Here is a 16,965-nt window from a genome sequence, read left to right as displayed (position 1 = left end):
GGGTTCCAGGACTTCCTGTTCCAGAACCGCGGGCGCTAGGACGTGGCGTTCCCGGACTCCGGGTTCAGCGGCTCACTCGCCCGGGTCCGATTCCGCCAGTAGGCCATGCCCTCGGCGCCGTAGCCCGCCACGACGAGCAGGCAGAACAGCCAGAAGAGCGACATGCTCTCCCGCTCCAGGCCACGGAACATCACCAGCACGCCGAGGTTGGGCAGCAGTACCCCACCGGCCGCCCACCACTGCCCCTTACGGGCCTTGTCCACAGCCGTGGCCGTCGCTCCCACCAGGAGCACTGCCATGACGATCCATATCCACATGGCGACAGTCTGTCGTGCCCATGCCCCACACGCTCCCCATCACCCCGAACGGTGAGCGAAATCCCGGTGTCGGTGAGGGGGCTTACTTTTCGACAGCGCAATCTCGCGGTCAGCGCTGCGTCCCCGTACGCTGCCCGCATGGAGACCGACACGGACAGCGGCGCGACCTTCGGGTTCGACGTGTTCTCGCGCGCCTGTCCCTCGCGGGGCACCCTGGAGCACATCACGGGCCGCTGGGGTTCCCTCACGCTGGGCGCGCTGTACGACGGCACGTTCCGCTTCAACGAGCTGCGGCGTCGCGTGGACGGCGTGAGCGAGAAGATGCTGTCGCAGACGCTGCACGCCCTGGAGCGTGACGGTCTGGTGCACCGCGACGCCCAGCCGACGAACCCGCCGCGCGTCGACTACACCCTCACCCCGCTCGGCCGCCGTGTGACAGAACAGCTGATGACCCTCATCCGGTGTGTCGAGGGGCAGATGGACGGCGTACTGGCGGCGCGCGAGCGCTATGACGCGCGCGGCGGTCGCTGACAGCGCGGGCAGTAGTAGCTGGACCGGTTCATCCACGACCGCCGTCGGATCGGGGTGCCGCAGCGGTGGCACGGCAGACCCTCGCGGCCATAGGCGTCGAGGGACCGGTCGAAGTACCCGGACTCGCCGTTCACATTCACGTACAGGCTGTCGAAGCTGGTGCCGCCGACGGACAGGGCCGCGTTCAGCACGTCCCGCACATGGCCGAGGAGTTCGGCGGTACGGGGGCGGGTGAAGGTCGCGGTCGGGCGCTCGTAGTGCAACTGGGCACGCCACAGGGCCTCGTCGGCGTAGATGTTGCCCACTCCACTGATCAGCGACTGGTCGAGGAGTGCCCGTTTGATCGTGGTGCGCTTGCGGCGCAGCGCGTCGTGGAACGCGGCGTCGTCGAACAGCGGGTCCACCGGGTCGCGGGCGATGTGCGCGATGACGTCCGGGAGCCCGTCGGGGGTGTTCTCGTGCAGGGAGAGCCCGCCAAAGGTGCGCTGGTCGACGAAGCGGAGTTCGGTGTCGACGGTGTCCGCGAACCGGACCCGGACGCGCAGATGCTTCTCGTCGGGTGCCGCATGCGGCTGGACCAGGAGTTGCCCGCTCATCCCGAGGTGCGCGAGGACGGACTCGTTCGTGTCCTCCAGGGGCAGCCACAGGTACTTGCCCCGGCGCTGCGGGTTACCGATGCGGTGGCCCACCAGCCGGCGGGCGAAGTCCTCGGACCCTGCCGGATGACGTCGGACCGCGCGCGGATGCAGGACTTCGGCCTCGGCGACGGTCCGGTGGGCGACCCAGCGCTCCAGACCCCGCCGTACGACCTCCACCTCGGGCAGCTCGGGCATGCTCTCCTCCGGAGGTTCGCCGGGGTCACGGTGACCGACGGCGCGTGTGCCCGCCCCTGTGTGGGGCGGGCACACGCGCCGTACGGGTCGTATGTCAGGCGGAAGCAGGATCGGGGTCGGGTCCCGAGGTCGGTGCCGAAGGGGTATCGGCGTCCCCGTCGGTCTCCGGGGCCCCCGCGTCGGTCGCCGGTGCTGCTGCGACGTTCGCCGGTGCCTCCGCGGCGCTCGCCGCCGAGGCGGCCCGTTCGTCCGCCGCCGCGCGAATCGCGCGCCAGGCGGACTCCGCTGCCTGCTGTTCCGCTTCCTTCTTGCTGCGGCCGGTGCCGGTGCCGTACGAGACGCCTCCGACGCGGGCGGCAGCAGTAAAGGTCTTCTCGTGATCGGGGCCTGTCTCCGAGACCAGGTACTCGGGAACGCCGAGCCCCTCGGTCGCGGTCAGCTCCTGGAGGCTGGTCTTCCAGTCCAGGCCGGCACCCAGATTCGAGGACTTCTCGATCAGTGGGTCGAAGAGCCGGTGCACCAGCTCCCCAGCCACATCGAGGCCCTGGTCGAGATAGACCGCGCCGATCACCGCTTCCAGGGTGTCGGCGAGGATCGACGCCTTGTCCCGTCCCCCCGTGCCTTCCTCACCCCGGCCGAGCCGGATGAAGGCACCGAGGTCGAGCCCACGGCCCACTTCGGCCAGCGCACGCGAGTTGACCACCGCGGCCCGCAACTTGGCCAGTTGGCCTTCGGGCAGGTCGGGGTGGGTGCGGTACAGCGTGTCCGTGACGACGAGGCCGAGCACGGAGTCCCCGAGGAACTCCAGCCGCTCGTTCGTCGGCAGACCGCCGTTCTCGTAGGCGTAGGACCGGTGGGTCAGGGCACGCACCAGAAGGGCGGACTCAAGTTGATACCCGAGCCGCCCTTCCAGAAGCGTGTGGGACGAGGCCGCGTCCGCCCTGTTCCTGGCGTCGTCCGCCTTCTTGACGGCGTCAGCCTTCTTGGCGTCTGGCATCGTGCCTCTCACCAGCCGCTCAGACCTCGATAACCTGACGCTTGTTGTAAGTGCCGCAAGCCGGGCACGCGATGTGCTGCTGCTTGGGCTCGTGGCAGCGCTCGCACGCAACCAGGGTGGGGACCGCAGCCTTCCACTGCGACCGGCGGTGGCGCGTGTTGCTGCGCGACATCTTCCGCTTCGGAACAGCCACGGCTACTTCTCCTGCTTCTCGGCGGCGCGTGTTGACTTGGGCGCTTCGCCGCTCATCTCGTCCTTCTCGCCGTCCTGGACGGAATTGGCGAGTCCCTGCAATGCCGCCCACCGGATGTCGACGGCGTCATGGTGGTGGTCCGGGTCGTCCGCGAGCCGCACTCCGCACTGGGAGCACAGACCCGGGCAGTCGTCCTGGCACACCGGCTGCATCGGCAGTGCGAGCACCACCGCATCACGCAGCACCGGTTCGAGGTCGAACAGTCCGTCCTCGATGAAGAGCCTGTCCTCGTCCTGCTCGGCGTCGACGTCGTCGGCCGGGCGGGCGACCGCACGACCCCGGTCGTCGGCGTCGGGGTACGAGAACATCTCCTGGAAGTCCGCTTCGAGCGTCAGCTCCAGCGGCTCCAGACACCTTACGCACTCCCCCTCGGCCGTGGCACGGACGGTGCCTGTGACAAGCACCCCTTCCATGACCGACTCAAGCCGCAGATCGAGCTGCACCGGCGCGCCCGCGGGCACTCCGATGACGCCCTGGATGCCGAAGATCGCGTCCCCTGCGGGCGCCTCGATCGAGCGGGACAGCCGCTGGAGCGCACCCGGACGCCTCCCCAGCTCGTGTGTGTCGAACACGAGGGGGTTGCGGTGGTCAAGGCGGGCGTTCAGGGCCATTCCTGCTTTCGGTCTGCGATCAGTGATCGGTCTGCGAACCCGTGAAGGCGCTGAAGGGTTCGCGGCGGAGGGTGGGGTGTTGCCAAGGGGATCGATCGCGGGCATACGCACGCGACCGAAGAGCCAGGATACTGGACCTTTCGCTGTCGGCCCAATCCGGCCCTGACCGGGTCAGGACCGAGGCAGGACCGAGCCTGGACCGAGCTCAGCGCCCCTGCTCGTACTGGCGGAGCTGTTCCGCGCTGATCATGCTCGTGTCGAAGAGGCTGGTCTCGTCGAGCGCGGCGGCGGGCGCGGGCTGCTGCTGCCCGTACCCCTGCTGTGCGTGCTCCGGCTGCCCGTACCCCTGGTCCTGCGCCTGCGCCGGGTCGTACGCCTGCTGCTGGTAGCCGTACGGGTCCTGGTAGGCGTACGCGTCCTGCGGCTGTCCGTACGCCTGCTGCTGATAGGCGTACGGGTCCTGCTGCTGGTACGCGTACGGGTCCGGGGTCGCGTAGGGCTGCTGGGTCGGGACGGGCGGCGCGGGCGGGGCGGCGGGCTGCTCGGCGGCGGGCTCGGTGCGGGCCCGGGGCTGCCGTGCGTCGGGGCGGTCACTCATGTCGGCGAGGTCCGCGAGGTAGTCGGCGTCGCTGGTGTGCACGCCGGCCTCGCCGAGGGAGCCCAGCTCGTCCGTGACGACCCGGCCCTGGAGCTTCTGCCGGCCCCGGCCGACCGCGTCCAGGGTCTTGGCGAGGACCGCCTCGAAGGCGCCGAGCTTGACGTCGACGTACTCGTCGGCCCGCTGCCGCAGGGTCTCCGGGTCGTGGCTGCGCTCGGGGGCGTCGGCGTAGTCGGGGTCCTCGTAGCCGGCGGCGTCGAGTCCCTGACCGGTGCCGAGGAGCTTCTCGCGGCCCCGGCCGACCGAGCCGAGGGTCTTTGTGAGGACGACCTCGAAGTTGGCGAGCTTGGAGTCGACGTAGTCGTCGGCCTCGGCGCGGATCTCTTCGGCCTCCTGGCGGGCCTCCGAGACGATGCGCTCGGCCTCGTTGTGGGAGGTGCGGGCGACCTCCGTGTCGGAGATCAGGGAGCCGCGCTCGGCGTGCGCGCCCTCGATGATCCGCTCGGCCTCGTGACGGGCCTGCGCGACGAGTTGCTCACGGCCGCCGATCAGTTCCTCGGCCTGGGCGAGGGAGCCGGGCAGCGCCTCGCGCACCTCTTCGAGCAGCGCGAGCAGCTCGGCCCGGTTGACCACGCACGAGGCCGACATGGGCATGGACCGGGCGCTGCCGACCGCCGTGACGATCTCGTCGAGCTTCTTCTGCACGTCCACCGTGTGCTCGCCACTCTCTGTGCCTTGGACGGATCCCGTGTGACCCGGGGAGACGGACAAGGCGACTGTACGGGCAGTCGGTGCCGGGCCGACACCGGGTGACGGACTGTCAGGAGTTCAGCCTTCGCCGAGGCGCTTGGTGAGGGCTTCCAGAACCGGCGGGGGCACCAGGTGGGAGACGTCGCCACCCCAGGTCGCCACCTCCTTCACCAGCGAGGAGGAGAGGAAGCTGTACGTCGGGTTGGTGGGCACGAAAAGGGTCTCGACGCCCGAGAGGCCGATGTTCATCTGGGCCATCTGCAACTCGTAGTCGAAGTCGCTGACCGCCCTGAGGCCCTTGACGATGGCGGGGATGTCGCGCTGCTTGCAGAAGTCGACGAGCAGGCCGTGGAAGGACTCGACCTCGACATTGCCGAACTCGGCGGTGACCTCGCGGATCAGCGCGATCCGCTCGTCGATCTCGAACAGGCCCTTCTTGGACTTGTTGATCATCACCGCGACATGCACCACGTCGTAGAGCTTGGAGGCGCGGGCGATGATGTCGAGGTGGCCATTGGTGATGGGGTCGAACGACCCCGGACAGACGGCGCGGCGCAACTGAAGTCCCTCGCTCTCCGGTCCGCTCATGGTGCGGCTTCGCACATTGAGGCGTCTTCGCTGGTGACGGCGGCGCGACCGTACCAAAACGTTCCTTCGCCGTAGCGACGGGACCGGATCGCTTCGAAGCCGTCCGGCCAGGGGAACGCGCCACCTCTGGTTCCGCGTTCAACGGTGACGACGGCTTCGCCCGTGAGCCAGCCCTGGGAGCGGAGTGTGAGGAGTATCTCGCCAAGATCGCCGTCCAGAACGGCGTAGGGCGGGTCCAGGAACACGAGGTCGTACGGCTCGTCGGGGGCCGGTCCGGCGACGATCTGCTCGGCCTTGCCGGACCGGACGTCGGCGCCCGGGAGACCGATCGCGCGGACGTTGTCCTGGACGGTGCGGGCGGCGCGGGGGTCGGCCTCGACCAGCAGGGCGTGGGCGGCGCCCCGGGACAGGGCTTCGAGTCCTACGGCGCCGGAGCCGGCGTAGAGATCGGCGACGCGGACGCCCCGGAGGGTGCCGAGCAAAGACTCCCAGGTGGAGAAGAGCCCTTCACGCGCGCGGTCGGACGTGGGCCGGGTGCCGTTCCCCGGGGGCACGGCCAGTCGGCGTCCACCGGCGCTTCCGGCGATCACGCGGGTCATGGGGTCCTCGGGTTCCTGGGGTATCGGGGTACCGGGGGTGCCGCGGGTCCCGGCGCTGGTCACGTCCACGATAGGGCGTTTCGGCGGCTCGGCCTCCGGCCAGGTCGCCTCAGCCCTTCGTCCGGCTCCTCCTCAGCCCTTTTCCAGGTACCGCTCCCGCTCGGCGTCGAGGAGGGCGTCCAGGGCGGTGCGCAGGGCGGGCAGACGGGCCAGCTCCGGGTCCGCGGTGACGACCTTGACGGCCTCGTCGCGGGCCTCGGCGATGATCTCCTCGTCGTCGATGACGGTGAGCATCCGCAGTGAGGACCGCACCCCGGACTGGGCCTGGCCCAGCACATCGCCCTCGCGGCGCTGTTCGAGGTCGATCCGGGACAGCTCGAAGCCGTCCTGGGTGGACGCCACGGCGCCCAGGCGGGTGCGCGCCGGGCTCGCCTCGGGCATCTCGGTGACCAGGAGGCAGAGTCCGGGCGCGGAACCCCGGCCGACCCGACCGCGGAGCTGGTGCAGCTGCGATACGCCGAACCGGTCGGCGTCCATGATCACCATCGCGGTGGCGTTCGGGACGTTGACCCCGACCTCGATGACCGTGGTGGCGACCAGGACGTCCGTCTCACCGGCGCTGAAGCGGCGCATGACGGCGTCCTTGTCGTCGGGTGCCATCCGGCCGTGCAGCACCTCGACGCGCAGGCCCTGGAGGGGGCCCGCGGTGAGTCCTTCGGCCACGTCGAGGACGGCGAGCGGGGGGCGCTTCTCGGCGTCGGGCCCGTCCTCGGGGGCCGACGCCTTCTTGGCCTTCGCCTTGGCACCGTCCTTCGCCTTGCCGCCGTCCTTCGCGGGGCCCGTCTCGGCGGCCTCGTCGATGGAGTCGCCGATGCGGGGACAGACCACGTACGCCTGATGGCCCTTGCCGACCTCCTCGCGGACGCGCTCCCACGCGCGGGCGAGGAAGTGCGGTTTGTCGGCGGCGGGTACGACATGGCTGGCGATGGGTGAGCGTCCGGCGGGCAACTGGTCGAGGACCGAGGTCTCCAGGTCACCGAAGACGGTCATCGCGACCGTACGCGGAATAGGTGTCGCGGTCATGACGAGGGTGTGCGGGGTCCGCTTCTCGTCCCCGGTGCCGCCCTTGCCGCGCAGGGCGTCCCGCTGCTCGACGCCGAAGCGGTGCTGTTCGTCGACGACCACCAGGCCCAGGTCGTGGAACTGGACCTTGTCCTCGATCAGCGCATGCGTCCCGATGACGATGCCGGCCTCGCCGGTGACCAGGTCCAGGAGGGCCCGGCGGCGGGCGGCGGCCCCCATGGAGCCGGTGAGCAGGACGACCTTGGTGGCGTGCTCGGCGCCGCCCAGCATGCCGCCCTCGGCCAGCTCCCCCATCATCTCGGTGATCGACCGGTGGTGCTGCTGGGCGAGGACCTCGGTCGGCGCGAGCATCGCGGCCTGCCCCCCGGCGTCCACGACGGCGAGCATCGCGCGCAGGGCGACCAGGGTCTTGCCGGAGCCGACCTCGCCCTGGAGCAGCCGGTGCATCGGATGCTCGGTCGCCAGGTCGTCGAAGATCTCCTGGGTGACCTTGCGCTGGCCCTCGGTGAGGGTGAACGGCAGTGTGGCGTCGAAGGCGTCCAGCATCCCGTCGGGCGTGGGGCGGCGGGCGGTGGCGGGGAGCTGGGTGTCGGCGAACCGGCGCCGGGCCAGGGCGACTTGGAGGACGAACGCCTCGTCCCACTTCAGCCGCGCGCGGGCGTCCTCGATGTCGGCCTTGGTGTGCGGACGGTGGATCTTCAGCAGCGCCTCGGGCAGCGGGACGAGCGCGCGCCCCTCGCGCAGGTTCGGCGGCAGCGGGTCGACGGCCTCCCGCGCGCTGGGCAGCACCGCGTCGACCGCTTTGGCGAGCTTCCAGGACTCCAGTTTGGCGGTGGCCGGATAGATCGGGATGAGCGCGCCGGCCCAGGAGTCCACGGCGCTCTCGGGGCTCTCGGCGCCCTCGGGGTCGTCGGGGCGGGTGCGCAGCAGTTCGTATGCCGGGTGGGCCAGTTGGAGTTTGCGGTTGAAGAGGGACACCTTGCCGGCGAACATCGCGCGGGTGCCGGGCAGCAGGTCCTTGTGCGGTTTGTGGACTCCTCGGCCGAAGAAGACGAGTTGGAGCCGGCCGCTGCCGTCGGTGATGACGACTTCGAGGCGCTGCCCACTGCCGCCGTTGAACCTCAGGACGCGGGCGGTCTCGACCTGGGCGACCACCGTGACGTGCTCGTCCAGCGGCAGTTCGGCGAGGCGGGTCAGCTCACCGCGCTCCGCGTACCGCCGGGGGTAGTGGTGCAGGAGGTCGCCGACGGTGTGCAGGTCGAGATGCTCGGCCATCACCTTCGCGGTGGCGGATCCGAGCACCTTCTTGAGCGGTTCTTCGAGCACGGGCACGAGATCCATTGCACACCACCGCACTGACATCGCCGCGTACGTCCCGGAAATCCGCTGGTCGGCGCGGGGGTCACTCCACGCCGATCAGCAGCAGCGCCGCGTGACGCCCACCCCGGTAGACCACCGTGTCGACCGCGAGATGGGCGTCCCGCACATGCCGCTCCAGCCGGTGGGCGACCGTGTCGGGCAGGTCGTCGCCGACGACGAGGGTGACCATCTCGCCCCCGGCGGCGAGCATCCGGTCCAGGACGGTGACGGCGGTCTCGGTCAGGGCGGCGTCCGCGAGCGTGCCCCGGTCCTCGCCGGAGGTGCCGATGACGGCCACGTCTCCGTCGATCAGGCCCAGTACGTCCCCGGCCTGGCAGACGCCCGCCGAAGTCCAGGACTGCCGCTCGGCGAGGGCCAGTTCGGCGTAGCGGGTGGCTCCGGCCGCCGAGGTCATCGCGACCACGTCCTCGTCGAAGCGGCGGTCGGGCTGGTGGACGGCGAGCGCGGCAATGCCCTGTACGGCGGACCGGGTCGGGATCAGCGCGACGCGCACCCCCTCGGTACGGGTCTGCTCGGCCGCAGCGGCGGCGGTGTGCCGCAGGTCGGCGTCGTTCGGCAGCAGTACCACCTCGCGCGCGTGGGCGCGCCGGACCGCCTGGACGAGTTCACCGCTGGCGGGCGGTTCCCCGGGGCGCGCGAGCACGGTGGTGGCGCCCGCCTCGGCGTACAGGGCGGCCAGACCCTCGCCGGGCACGACGGCCACAATGCCGCGCTGCGCCCGCTCGCCCGGCGGCCTGCCGTCACCGCCCAAAGGCGCCGTGTGCACGTCCCCGACGCCGAAGTGCGTGATCCGGATCCGGTACGGCCGGCCGGCCTCGACCCCGGCCTCCACGGCGGCGCCCGCGTCGTCGACATGGACATGGACGTTCCACAGCCCGTCCCCGCCGACCACGACAAGGGAGTCCCCCAGGGCGTCGAGCCGGGTCCGCAGCCGGTCGACGGCACGGTCGGCGGCCTCCAGGAGATAGATCACCTCGTACGCGGGCGCACCGGCCGCTCCTCCGGCCGCGGGCGCCGTCTCCCCACAGGGCTCGGGCACGCGCGCGTGGACCTCGTCCCCGGCGAAGTCACCCGCAAAGGCGCCCGCGAAGGCGCCCCGCGCGCGTACCGGCACCCCGGCCGTCGGCCGCTCCCCCGTGAACGTCTCCACGAGCGCCCCCAGCACCGCCACCAGGCCCCGCCCACCGGCGTCCACGACTCCGGCCCTGCCCAGGACCGCGAGCTGGCCGGGGGTGGCCTCCAGGGCCACCCGGGCGCCCGCGTAGGCGGCCCTGGAGACGGCCGCGCAGTCACCGTCGGCTGACGCGGCGGCGTCCCCGGCCGCGGTGGCCACGCTCAGCACGGTGCCCTCGACGGGGTGCGCCACCGCCTCGTACGCGGACTCGGCGGCCTGTCGCAGCGCGTGCCGCAGCGTCGTCGCGTCGCCGGCCGCGCCCTCCGCCGACAGCACCTGCGCCATCCCGCGCAGCAACTGCGCCAGGATCGTGCCGGAGTTCCCGCGCGCGCCGATGAGCGCGCCGTGCGCCATCGCGCGGACCGCCTCGGCGGCGGTCGGACGCTCGGGCTCGTGCCCCGCGAAGGCTGCCTCGACGGCCTGGACCGCCGACTCCAGGGTCAGATACAGATTGGTGCCGGTGTCCCCGTCGGCGACGGGATAGACATTGATCGCGTCGATCTCCTCGCGGGCCCTGCCCAGCGCCTCCAGGGCGAGTCCGCACCAGGCACGCACCGCGACGGCATCCAGGGTCTGCGGCACCCGCGCCTCCTCGGTCACTTCCCGACGATCACTCCCGATGACCACGCCTGGGTCAGCCGGACTGCGACGCAGCGTAGACCCCGCCCGGGGCCCGGCGGGAAGAGGGCCGAGGCCGGGGCAGGGGGCCGGATCAGCCATGGTAGTTTCGTTGTACGGACGCAGTCGTTGTATGCTGCTCCGGTTGCCCGATCCACATCGGGCCTTCCCCCTGGCACCGCCACTCGGATCATTGATTCCGGCATGCCGGGATCAACCGTAAGTGCATCTGAATGCATCTGAAGTCTTTGGAGTGACCCGTGGCTGCCAACTGCGACGTCTGCGGCAAGGGGCCGGGCTTCGGCAACAACATTTCGCACTCGCACCGCCGTACGTCCCGTCGCTGGAACCCGAACATCCAGCGCGTGCGTGCCGTGGTCGGTCGGACGCCGAAGCGGCTCAACGTCTGCACCTCGTGCATCAAGGCCGGCAAGGTCTCGCGCTGACGTAACGCTCAAGCGCGGCCACCCTTCCCGGTTGCTGCACAGCCGGTCCACCTCACGGTGGACCGGCTTTTTCACGTGCCCCCACCCAACGCTTCCGCGCGCCTACGCCCCCGCCCGGAACCGCCACCCGTGATCCACCGGCCCGATCCCGCGCCCCAGCGCGAATCCGGCCGCGATCGCCCCGGTCACGTACTCCTTCGCCGCCGTCACCGCCTCCGGTACCGGCAGGCCCTGTGCGAGTCCCGCCGCGACCGCGCTCGCGAGCGTGCAGCCCGTGCCGTGCGTGTGCCGGTTGTCCAGACGTGGCGCGCGCAGCCAGTGCTCCGCCGAGCCGTCCGTGAGGAGATCCACGGCGTCCCCGGCGAGATGCCCGCCCTTGATCAGCGCCCACCGCGGCCCGTACGCCAGAATCGCCGCCGCTGCCTCGCGCAGACCGTCCTCGGACGTGACCTCGACGCCGGTGAGTTGGGCGACCTCGTCCAGGTTGGGCGTGGCCACGGTCGCCGTCGGCAGCAGACGGGTACGGACCGCGTCGAGCGCGGACGTGGCGAGCAGTGGGTCGCCGTGCTTCGAGACACCGACGGGATCCACGACGATCGGCGCGTCCGTGCCCGCGAGCAGATCGGCGACGGTCTCCACGAGTTCGGCCGACGACAGCATGCCCGTCTTCACAGCTTGCACCCCGATGTCGTCGACGACACTGCGGTACTGGGCGCGCACCGCGTCGACGGGCAGCGCCCAAACTCCCTGGACGCCCAGGGAGTTCTGCGCGGTGACGGCGGTGAGCACACTCATCCCGTGCGTCCCGAGCGCCAGCATCGTCTTCAGGTCGGCCTGGATGCCCGCGCCGCCACCGGAGTCGGACCCCGCGACGGTCAACACCCGGGGCGGCGCGGTCGGTACGGAACCGGCCATGATCAGTCCTCGATGTCGCTGAAGTGGTCCCAGCCGCCCTTGTCGGTCCACGGCGCCCCGTCGACCGTCACCCGGGGCAGCGCCGACGGGTTGAGTACCTCACCGATGATCTTCCAGCGCGCGGGCAGCTTCACATCGGGCGGGAACGTCGCCACGATCGCGTGGTCCTCGCCGCCGGTGAGTACCCACTGGAGCGGGTCGACGCCGACGGCCTGCCCGATGTCGTTCATCTGCGAGGGCACGTCGACCGCGCCGGACCGGATGTCGATGCGGACCTTGCTCGCCTCGGCGATGTGCCCGAGGTCGGCGATCAGTCCGTCGCTGACATCGGTCATCGCGGTCGCTCCGAGCCCCGCGGCGGCGGGTCCCGCGTGGTACGGGGGCTCCGGCCTGCGGTGTGCCTCGACGAACGCGCGCGGCGAGCGGAACCCGCGGGAGAGCACCGCGTGTCCGGCCGCCGACCAGCCCAACCAGCCGGTGACGGCGACGACATCGCCGGGCTGCGCACCGGCCCGGGTGACCGGCTCGTGGTTGCGCAGATCGCCGAGCGCGGTGATCGCGACGGTGATGGTGTCGCCGCGTACGACATCGCCGCCGACGACGGCTGCGCCGGCCACCTGGCACTCGTCGCGCAACCCGTCCATCAGCTCGGACGGCCAGGTCGCGGGCAGTTCGGCGGGCACCACGAGCCCGAGCAGCAGCGCGGTCGGTACGGCGCCCATCGCGGCGATGTCCGCGAGGTTGGTCGCCGCCGCCTTGCGGCCCACGTCATAGGCGGTGGACCAGTCACGGCGGAAGTGCCGGCCTTCGAGCAGGATGTCCGTACTCGCGACGACCCGCCGGTCCGGCGCGCTCACCACCGCGGCGTCGTCGCCCGGCCCGAGCCGTACCGCCGGGGTGGTGGTGAGCCGGGAGGTGAGTTCCCTGATGAGCCCGAACTCCCCCAGCTCTCCCACGGTGCCCTTCATACGTGTGCTGCCCCTTCTGCCCCGGTCTGCCTGCCGGATATGGCCGCGCTTCCCTTGCGGTAGCGGGCCGTCCTTGTCGTCGGTACGGTCGACGTGACCGTCAACGTGTGTTGTCCGTACCACCCGGTGTGTACGCCACAGCACTCGCGGGTCTCCCCGCTGCGCGCGACGACGCGATACCGTGGCGTCTCTTCTCCCCACATGATCCTCGTGGCCGCCCTGGAGGTTCCGTGGTACAGGCGTACATTCTGATCCAGACGGAGGTCGGCAAAGCGTCGACCGTCGCCGATACGATCAGCAAGATCCCGGGGGTGATCCAGGCCGAGGACGTGACAGGACCGTATGACGTGATTGTCCGTGCCCAGGCCGACACCGTAGATGAGTTGGGCCGCATGGTGGTCGCCAAAGTCCAGCAGGTGGACGGCATCACCCGCACACTGACCTGCCCGGTCGTCCATCTGTAACCCCCGTCTACCCTTGGCCGATGAGCTTCTTCCGCCGTCGGCCCGTAACGTCGCTCGTCGGGCCGTCCGCCCTCGCCCTGCTGCTGATCACTGTCGCGGGCTGCTCCTCAACGGACGGCCCGGCGACGGCGGCGGTTCCCTCCCCGGACGGGAAGGTCACCCAGCTGTGCCGGAATCTGCACAAAGAGCTGCCGAAGCGGATCGACGGGCTCGCCAGGAAGGATCCGGCGCCCACGTCCGAACTCACCGCGGGGTGGGGTGATCCGGCGATCATACTGCGCTGCGGTATACCGAAACCCGCCAAGATGAGCGACCCCGAGGCCGACGGAATCACGGCGGACGACGTCGGCTGGCTCCTTGAGCGGCAGGACGACGGTTCGTTCCTCTTCACCACGACCCTGCGCCGCGCGTACGTCCAGGTGAGCCTGCCGAAGTCCCGTACGGACGGCGGCCTGAGTCCCCTCATCGACCTCGCGGCCCCCATCAAAAAGGCGATCCCCGAGGGAATCGCCGACTGAGTCGAGCACGCGCGCGGGGTGCGCCGCCGGGCGGGCAACACCCCCACGCGTGCGTGCGTGCCGCTAACGGAGCCCTGTGGGACGGTTCAGGGCCGCCTGGATGAGCCGGTCGACCAGTTCCTGATAGTCGACGCCGCTCTCCTGCCACATCCGCGGGTACATGGAGATCGGTGTGAAGCCGGGCATCGTGTTGATCTCGTTGATCACGAACCGGCCGTCGTCGGTGAGGAAGAAGTCCGCGCGCACCAGGCCCTCGCAGGACGCGGCCTCGAACGCGGCCACGGCGAGCGCCTGCACCTCGGCGGTCTCGTCGGCGGTGAGCGGCGCGGGCACGATCCCGGACGCCGAGTCGATGTACTTCGCCTCGAAGTCGTAGAAGTCATGGGCCTGGACCGGCGGGATCTCGGCGGGCAGGCTCGCGCGCGGCCCGTCCTCGAACTCCAGGACCCCGCACTCGATCTCCCGGCCGCGCAGCAGCGACTCGACGAGGATCTTGGGGTCGTGGCGCCGTGCCTCCTCGATCGCCTCGTCCAGGCCGTCGAAGGAGTCGACCTTGCTGATGCCCATCGAGGAGCCCGCGCGCGCGGGCTTGATGAACAGCGGCCAGCCGTGCTCGCCGGCGAACTCGGCGATCCGCTTACGGGCCGTGGCCTCGTCGCGCTCCCACTCACGGGCGCGGATCACGACATACGGGCCGACGGGCAGGCCGAAGGAGGTGAAGACGCGCTTCATGTACTCCTTGTCCTGGCCGACGGCCGACGCGAGCACTCCGGAGCCGACATACGGCGTCCCGGACAGCTCCAGGAGCCCCTGGAGGGTGCCGTCCTCACCGTAGGGGCCGTGCAGCACCGGGAAGACGACGTCGACCTCGCCGAGCGCCTTGGGCACCGCACCCGGTTCGGTGTAGACGACCTCGCGGCTGGACGGGTCGACGGACAGCACCACGCCGCCGTCGGACGACTCGGCGAGCTGCTCGACGCTCGGCACCCGGCGGTCGGTGATCTCCATCCGTTCCGGCTCGTCGGCGGTGAGCGCCCAGCGGCCGTCCCGGGTGATCCCGATCGGCAGCACGTCGTACTTGGTCCGGTCGATGGCACGCAGGACGGCACCGGCGGTGACGGTGGAGATGCCGTGCTCGGAACTGCGCCCGCCGAACACGACGGCCACGCGCGGCTTGCGGTGTCCAGGGCTCTGGGGTGAGGTGTCGCTGCTCATATCGCGTTGAGGGTACCTGCTGGTAGCCGCCTCGTCAGCGACGCTCGGGCTTGGCGCTGCGCGACATCAGTTCCTTCAGGGCGACGACCGGCGGCTTGCCCTCGTGGACGATGCCTACGACGGTTTCCGTGATCGGCATGTCGACACCGTGCCGGCGTGCCAGATCCAGTACGGACTCGCAGGACTTGACGCCTTCGGCGGTCTGCCGGGTGACCGCGATGGTCTCCTGAAGGGTCATGCCCTTGCCGAGGTTGGTGCCGAAGGTGTGGTTGCGCGAGAGGGGTGACGAGCAGGTCGCCACCAGGTCGCCCAGGCCCGCGAGTCCGGAGAAGGTCAGCGGGTCGGCGCCCATCACCAGACCGAGGCGGGTGGTCTCGGCGAGACCGCGGGTGATGAGGGAGCCCTTGGCGTTGTCGCCGAGGCCCATGCCGTCGGCGATGCCCACGGCGAGCCCGATGACGTTCTTGACGGCGCCGCCGAGTTCGCAGCCGACGACGTCGGTGTTGGTGTAGGGCCGGAAGTACGGGGTGTGGCAGGCGGTCTGGAGGCGCTGGGCGACCGATTCGTCACGGCAGGCGACAACGGCCGCGGCGGGCATCCTGGCGGCGATCTCGCGGGCGAGGTTGGGTCCGGTGACGACGGCGACGCGGTCGGGGTCGGCCTTGGTGACGTCCTCGACGACCTCGCTCATCCGCATGGTGGAGCCGAGTTCGACTCCCTTCATCAGGGAGACGAGGACCGTGTCGGGCGCGAGCAGCGGCGTCCAGGCGGCGAGATTGCCGCGCAGGGTCTGCGAGGGCACCGCGAGCACGGTGAAGTCGGCGTCGGCCGCGGCCTCGGCGGGGTCGGTGGTCGCCCGCAGATTCGCGGGGAGTTCAACGCCCGGGAGGTAGTCCGGGTTGGTACGCGTGGAGTTGACGGTGTCGGCGAGTTCGGCGCGGCGGCCCCACAGGGTGACGTCGCAGCCGGCGTCGGCGAGCACCATGCCGAAGGCCGTACCCCAGGATCCGGTGCCGAACACGGCCGCCTTGACGGAGTTGGTCACGTGCCGCCTTCCGATTCGTCACCGCTGCCGCGCGGGACGGTGGTGCTGCTGGGGATGGTGGTACCGGGCGTGGTGCTGGGCGTGCTGCTGGGGATGGTGGCGCGCGTGGTGCCGGAGAGATCGGACGGAGCTGTCACGTCCTGCTCGTTGGCCCCCGCCTTGCGCCGCTGTTCGATCCGCACCTGGCGCGGATCGTAGACGGTCGCCGGTGCCTGCTGGCCGCGCAGCACCTCCAGCTGCTCGGTGATCGCGGCCATGATGACCTCGGTGGCCTCCTTGAGGAGGTCGGGGGTCATCTCACGGTCGTAGAACCGCGAGAGGTCGACGGGCGGTCCGGCGAGCACCTGGTGCGTCTTGCGGGGCAGCACATGGGGCTTCTTGGCGTACGGCGGCAGCAGCAGGTTGGCGCCCCACTGGGCGACCGGGATGACCGGGCACTTGGTCTCCAGGGCGACCCGGGCCGCACCGGTCTTGCCGGTCATCGGCCACTGGTCGGGGTCGCGCGTGATGGTGCCCTCGGGGTAGAACGCGACGCACTCACCGCGCTCGACGGCCGCGATGGCGGCCCGGAACGCGCTCAGCGCGTCGGTGCTCTCGCGGTAGACGGGGATCTGTCCGGTGCCCCGCATCGCGGCACCGACGAAGCCCTTCCTGAATAGGCCGTCCTTGGCCAGAAAGCGCGGTACGCGCCCGGTGTTGTACTGGAAGTGGCCATAGGCAAGCGGATCCACATGTGAATTGTGGTTCACCACGGTGATAAAGCCACCGTCGGGCGGAATGTTCTCCATTCCGCGCCAGTCCCGCTTGATCAGAACCACCAGGGGCGGTTTGCACAGGACCGCCGCGAGGCGATACCAGAAGCCGATTCTGCGGCGGGACACGCGGACACCTTCCTCCAAGGACCTGGTCAGCCGCACAAGTGTCGCTCCAGGCCGCCTCTCTGTCGAGAACACCGTACGCCCGGGGCCGCGCGGTCACCTCCTGCCCGCGACGGGAATTCCGTCGGGCCGTGACGGAGCGGGGTCGACCGGCGGGTCACAATGGGCGCGGAGCGAAGGGACG

19 protein-coding genes are annotated in these 16,965 nt (G+C 70.8%); 4 read left to right on the top strand and 15 right to left on the bottom strand.

Annotated features, from left to right (window positions below; translation table 11 throughout):
- Positions 1 to 35: 35 nt before the first annotated feature.
- Positions 36 to 317 (bottom strand): hypothetical protein, encoded by a 282-nt coding sequence (locus ACFVT5_RS29465; protein ID WP_389894225.1) that lies wholly within the window; start codon positions 315 to 317, stop codon positions 36 to 38.
- Between the two features lie 138 nt (positions 318 to 455).
- Between ACFVT5_RS29465 and ACFVT5_RS29460 the strand changes: the two genes are divergently transcribed.
- Positions 456 to 848, top strand: coding sequence for a winged helix-turn-helix transcriptional regulator (locus ACFVT5_RS29460; RefSeq protein ID WP_389894223.1), 393 nt, complete (start codon positions 456 to 458; stop codon positions 846 to 848).
- Here the strand turns inward: ACFVT5_RS29460 and mutM are convergent.
- The 9 genes from mutM to ACFVT5_RS29415 form a co-directional block, all read right to left on the bottom strand.
- A complete protein-coding gene (mutM, locus tag ACFVT5_RS29455) occupies positions 824 to 1,681 on the bottom strand; it encodes a bifunctional DNA-formamidopyrimidine glycosylase/DNA-(apurinic or apyrimidinic site) lyase (protein ID WP_389894221.1) in 858 nt (285 codons plus the stop codon). The genes ACFVT5_RS29460 and mutM overlap by 25 nt on opposite strands.
- A 94-nt stretch (positions 1,682 to 1,775) precedes the next feature.
- A complete protein-coding gene (rnc, locus tag ACFVT5_RS29450; protein ID WP_389894219.1) occupies positions 1,776 to 2,690 on the bottom strand; it encodes a ribonuclease III in 915 nt (304 codons plus the stop codon).
- Positions 2,691 to 2,697: 7 nt separating this feature from the next.
- Positions 2,698 to 2,871 (bottom strand): 50S ribosomal protein L32, encoded by a 174-nt coding sequence (gene rpmF, locus ACFVT5_RS29445; RefSeq protein ID WP_389894217.1) that lies wholly within the window; start codon positions 2,869 to 2,871, stop codon positions 2,698 to 2,700.
- A gap of 2 nt (positions 2,872 to 2,873) precedes the next feature.
- Positions 2,874 to 3,542 carry a YceD family protein gene (locus ACFVT5_RS29440; protein ID WP_389894215.1) on the bottom strand — a complete coding sequence of 223 codons (669 nt, stop codon included), beginning with the start codon at positions 3,540 to 3,542 and terminating at the stop codon, positions 2,874 to 2,876.
- Positions 3,543 to 3,747: 205 nt separating this feature from the next.
- Positions 3,748 to 4,851, bottom strand: a complete 1,104-nt coding sequence (locus ACFVT5_RS29435) for a cell division initiation protein (RefSeq protein WP_389894213.1) — start codon at positions 4,849 to 4,851, stop codon at positions 3,748 to 3,750.
- A gap of 117 nt (positions 4,852 to 4,968) precedes the next feature.
- Positions 4,969 to 5,448, bottom strand: a complete 480-nt coding sequence (gene coaD, locus ACFVT5_RS29430) for a pantetheine-phosphate adenylyltransferase (RefSeq protein ID WP_389894456.1) — start codon at positions 5,446 to 5,448, stop codon at positions 4,969 to 4,971.
- Positions 5,449 to 5,474: 26 nt separating this feature from the next.
- The gene (gene rsmD / locus ACFVT5_RS29425) at positions 5,475 to 6,077 is read right to left on the bottom strand and encodes a 16S rRNA (guanine(966)-N(2))-methyltransferase RsmD (RefSeq protein WP_389894454.1); all 603 of its coding nucleotides are present in this window, start codon (positions 6,075 to 6,077) and stop codon (positions 5,475 to 5,477) included.
- Positions 6,078 to 6,209: 132 nt separating this feature from the next.
- Positions 6,210 to 8,501, bottom strand: coding sequence for an ATP-dependent DNA helicase RecG (gene recG / locus ACFVT5_RS29420; RefSeq protein WP_389894211.1), 2,292 nt, complete (start codon positions 8,499 to 8,501; stop codon positions 6,210 to 6,212).
- A 61-nt stretch (positions 8,502 to 8,562) separates the two neighbouring features.
- Positions 8,563 to 10,314, bottom strand: coding sequence for a DAK2 domain-containing protein (locus ACFVT5_RS29415; protein ID WP_389894209.1), 1,752 nt, complete (start codon positions 10,312 to 10,314; stop codon positions 8,563 to 8,565).
- 278 nt (positions 10,315 to 10,592) lie between these two features.
- Here ACFVT5_RS29415 and rpmB point away from each other — a divergent pair, with 278 nt between their 5' ends.
- The gene (gene rpmB, locus ACFVT5_RS29410; protein WP_003957616.1) at positions 10,593 to 10,778 is read left to right on the top strand and encodes a 50S ribosomal protein L28; all 186 of its coding nucleotides are present in this window, start codon (positions 10,593 to 10,595) and stop codon (positions 10,776 to 10,778) included.
- Positions 10,779 to 10,880: 102 nt separating this feature from the next.
- Here the strand turns inward: rpmB and thiD are convergent, their stop codons facing one another.
- Positions 10,881 to 11,693, bottom strand: a complete 813-nt coding sequence (thiD, locus tag ACFVT5_RS29405) for a bifunctional hydroxymethylpyrimidine kinase/phosphomethylpyrimidine kinase (RefSeq protein WP_389894207.1) — start codon at positions 11,691 to 11,693, stop codon at positions 10,881 to 10,883.
- A gap of 2 nt (positions 11,694 to 11,695) precedes the next feature.
- The gene (locus tag ACFVT5_RS29400) at positions 11,696 to 12,661 is read right to left on the bottom strand and encodes a thiamine-phosphate kinase (protein WP_389894205.1); all 966 of its coding nucleotides are present in this window, start codon (positions 12,659 to 12,661) and stop codon (positions 11,696 to 11,698) included.
- Positions 12,662 to 12,891: 230 nt separating this feature from the next.
- Here ACFVT5_RS29400 and ACFVT5_RS29395 point away from each other — a divergent pair, with 230 nt between their 5' ends.
- Together ACFVT5_RS29395 and ACFVT5_RS29390 are read left to right on the top strand one after the other, a co-directional pair.
- Positions 12,892 to 13,125, top strand: a complete 234-nt coding sequence (locus tag ACFVT5_RS29395; RefSeq protein ID WP_017947604.1) for an Lrp/AsnC family transcriptional regulator — start codon at positions 12,892 to 12,894, stop codon at positions 13,123 to 13,125.
- A 20-nt stretch (positions 13,126 to 13,145) separates the two neighbouring features.
- Positions 13,146 to 13,643, top strand: coding sequence for a DUF3515 domain-containing protein (locus ACFVT5_RS29390; RefSeq protein WP_389894203.1), 498 nt, complete (start codon positions 13,146 to 13,148; stop codon positions 13,641 to 13,643).
- Positions 13,644 to 13,706: 63 nt separating this feature from the next.
- Here ACFVT5_RS29390 and ACFVT5_RS29385 read toward each other — a convergent pair whose 3' ends face one another.
- From ACFVT5_RS29385 to ACFVT5_RS29375, 3 genes are read right to left on the bottom strand one after another with little or no spacing between them, the layout of a single operon-like run.
- Complete coding sequence (locus ACFVT5_RS29385) at positions 13,707 to 14,858, bottom strand: D-alanine--D-alanine ligase family protein (protein WP_389894201.1); 1,152 nt, start codon at positions 14,856 to 14,858, stop codon at positions 13,707 to 13,709.
- 34 nt (positions 14,859 to 14,892) lie between these two features.
- Positions 14,893 to 15,903: an NAD(P)H-dependent glycerol-3-phosphate dehydrogenase gene (locus ACFVT5_RS29380; protein WP_389894199.1), complete on the bottom strand. Its 1,011-nt coding sequence runs from the start codon at positions 15,901 to 15,903 to the stop codon at positions 14,893 to 14,895.
- On the bottom strand, positions 15,900 to 16,784 hold the full coding sequence (locus ACFVT5_RS29375; protein WP_389894197.1) for a lysophospholipid acyltransferase family protein: 885 nt from the start codon (positions 16,782 to 16,784) through the stop codon (positions 15,900 to 15,902). Before ACFVT5_RS29375 ends, ACFVT5_RS29380 begins: the two co-directional genes overlap by 4 nt.
- Positions 16,785 to 16,965: the final 181 nt, after the last annotated feature.

The organism is Streptomyces sp. NPDC058001, from assembly GCF_042886315.1.
GTDB lineage: Bacteria > Actinomycetota > Actinomycetes > Streptomycetales > Streptomycetaceae > Streptomyces.
The sequence above is the reverse complement of the archived record's forward strand: the minus strand, read 5'-3'. Positions and strand labels throughout refer to the sequence as shown.

Excerpts from the sequence above, each read along its gene's own strand:
- ACFVT5_RS29465 (WP_389894225.1), bottom strand. The coding sequence starts at position 317 with ATGTGGATATGGATCGTCATGGCAGTGCTCCTGGTGGGAGCGACGGCC.
- ACFVT5_RS29460 (WP_389894223.1), top strand. The coding sequence starts at position 456 with ATGGAGACCGACACGGACAGCGGCGCGACCTTCGGGTTCGACGTGTTC.
- mutM (WP_389894221.1), bottom strand. The coding sequence starts at position 1,681 with ATGCCCGAGCTGCCCGAGGTGGAGGTCGTACGGCGGGGTCTGGAGCGC.
- ACFVT5_RS29440 (WP_389894215.1), bottom strand. The coding sequence starts at position 3,542 with ATGGCCCTGAACGCCCGCCTTGACCACCGCAACCCCCTCGTGTTCGAC.
- rsmD (WP_389894454.1), bottom strand. The coding sequence starts at position 6,077 with ATGACCCGCGTGATCGCCGGAAGCGCCGGTGGACGCCGACTGGCCGTG.
- recG (WP_389894211.1), bottom strand. The coding sequence starts at position 8,501 with ATGGATCTCGTGCCCGTGCTCGAAGAACCGCTCAAGAAGGTGCTCGGA.
- thiD (WP_389894207.1), bottom strand. The coding sequence starts at position 11,693 with ATGGCCGGTTCCGTACCGACCGCGCCGCCCCGGGTGTTGACCGTCGCG.
- ACFVT5_RS29400 (WP_389894205.1), bottom strand. The coding sequence starts at position 12,661 with ATGAAGGGCACCGTGGGAGAGCTGGGGGAGTTCGGGCTCATCAGGGAA.
- ACFVT5_RS29390 (WP_389894203.1), top strand. The coding sequence starts at position 13,146 with ATGAGCTTCTTCCGCCGTCGGCCCGTAACGTCGCTCGTCGGGCCGTCC.
- ACFVT5_RS29385 (WP_389894201.1), bottom strand. The coding sequence starts at position 14,858 with ATGAGCAGCGACACCTCACCCCAGAGCCCTGGACACCGCAAGCCGCGC.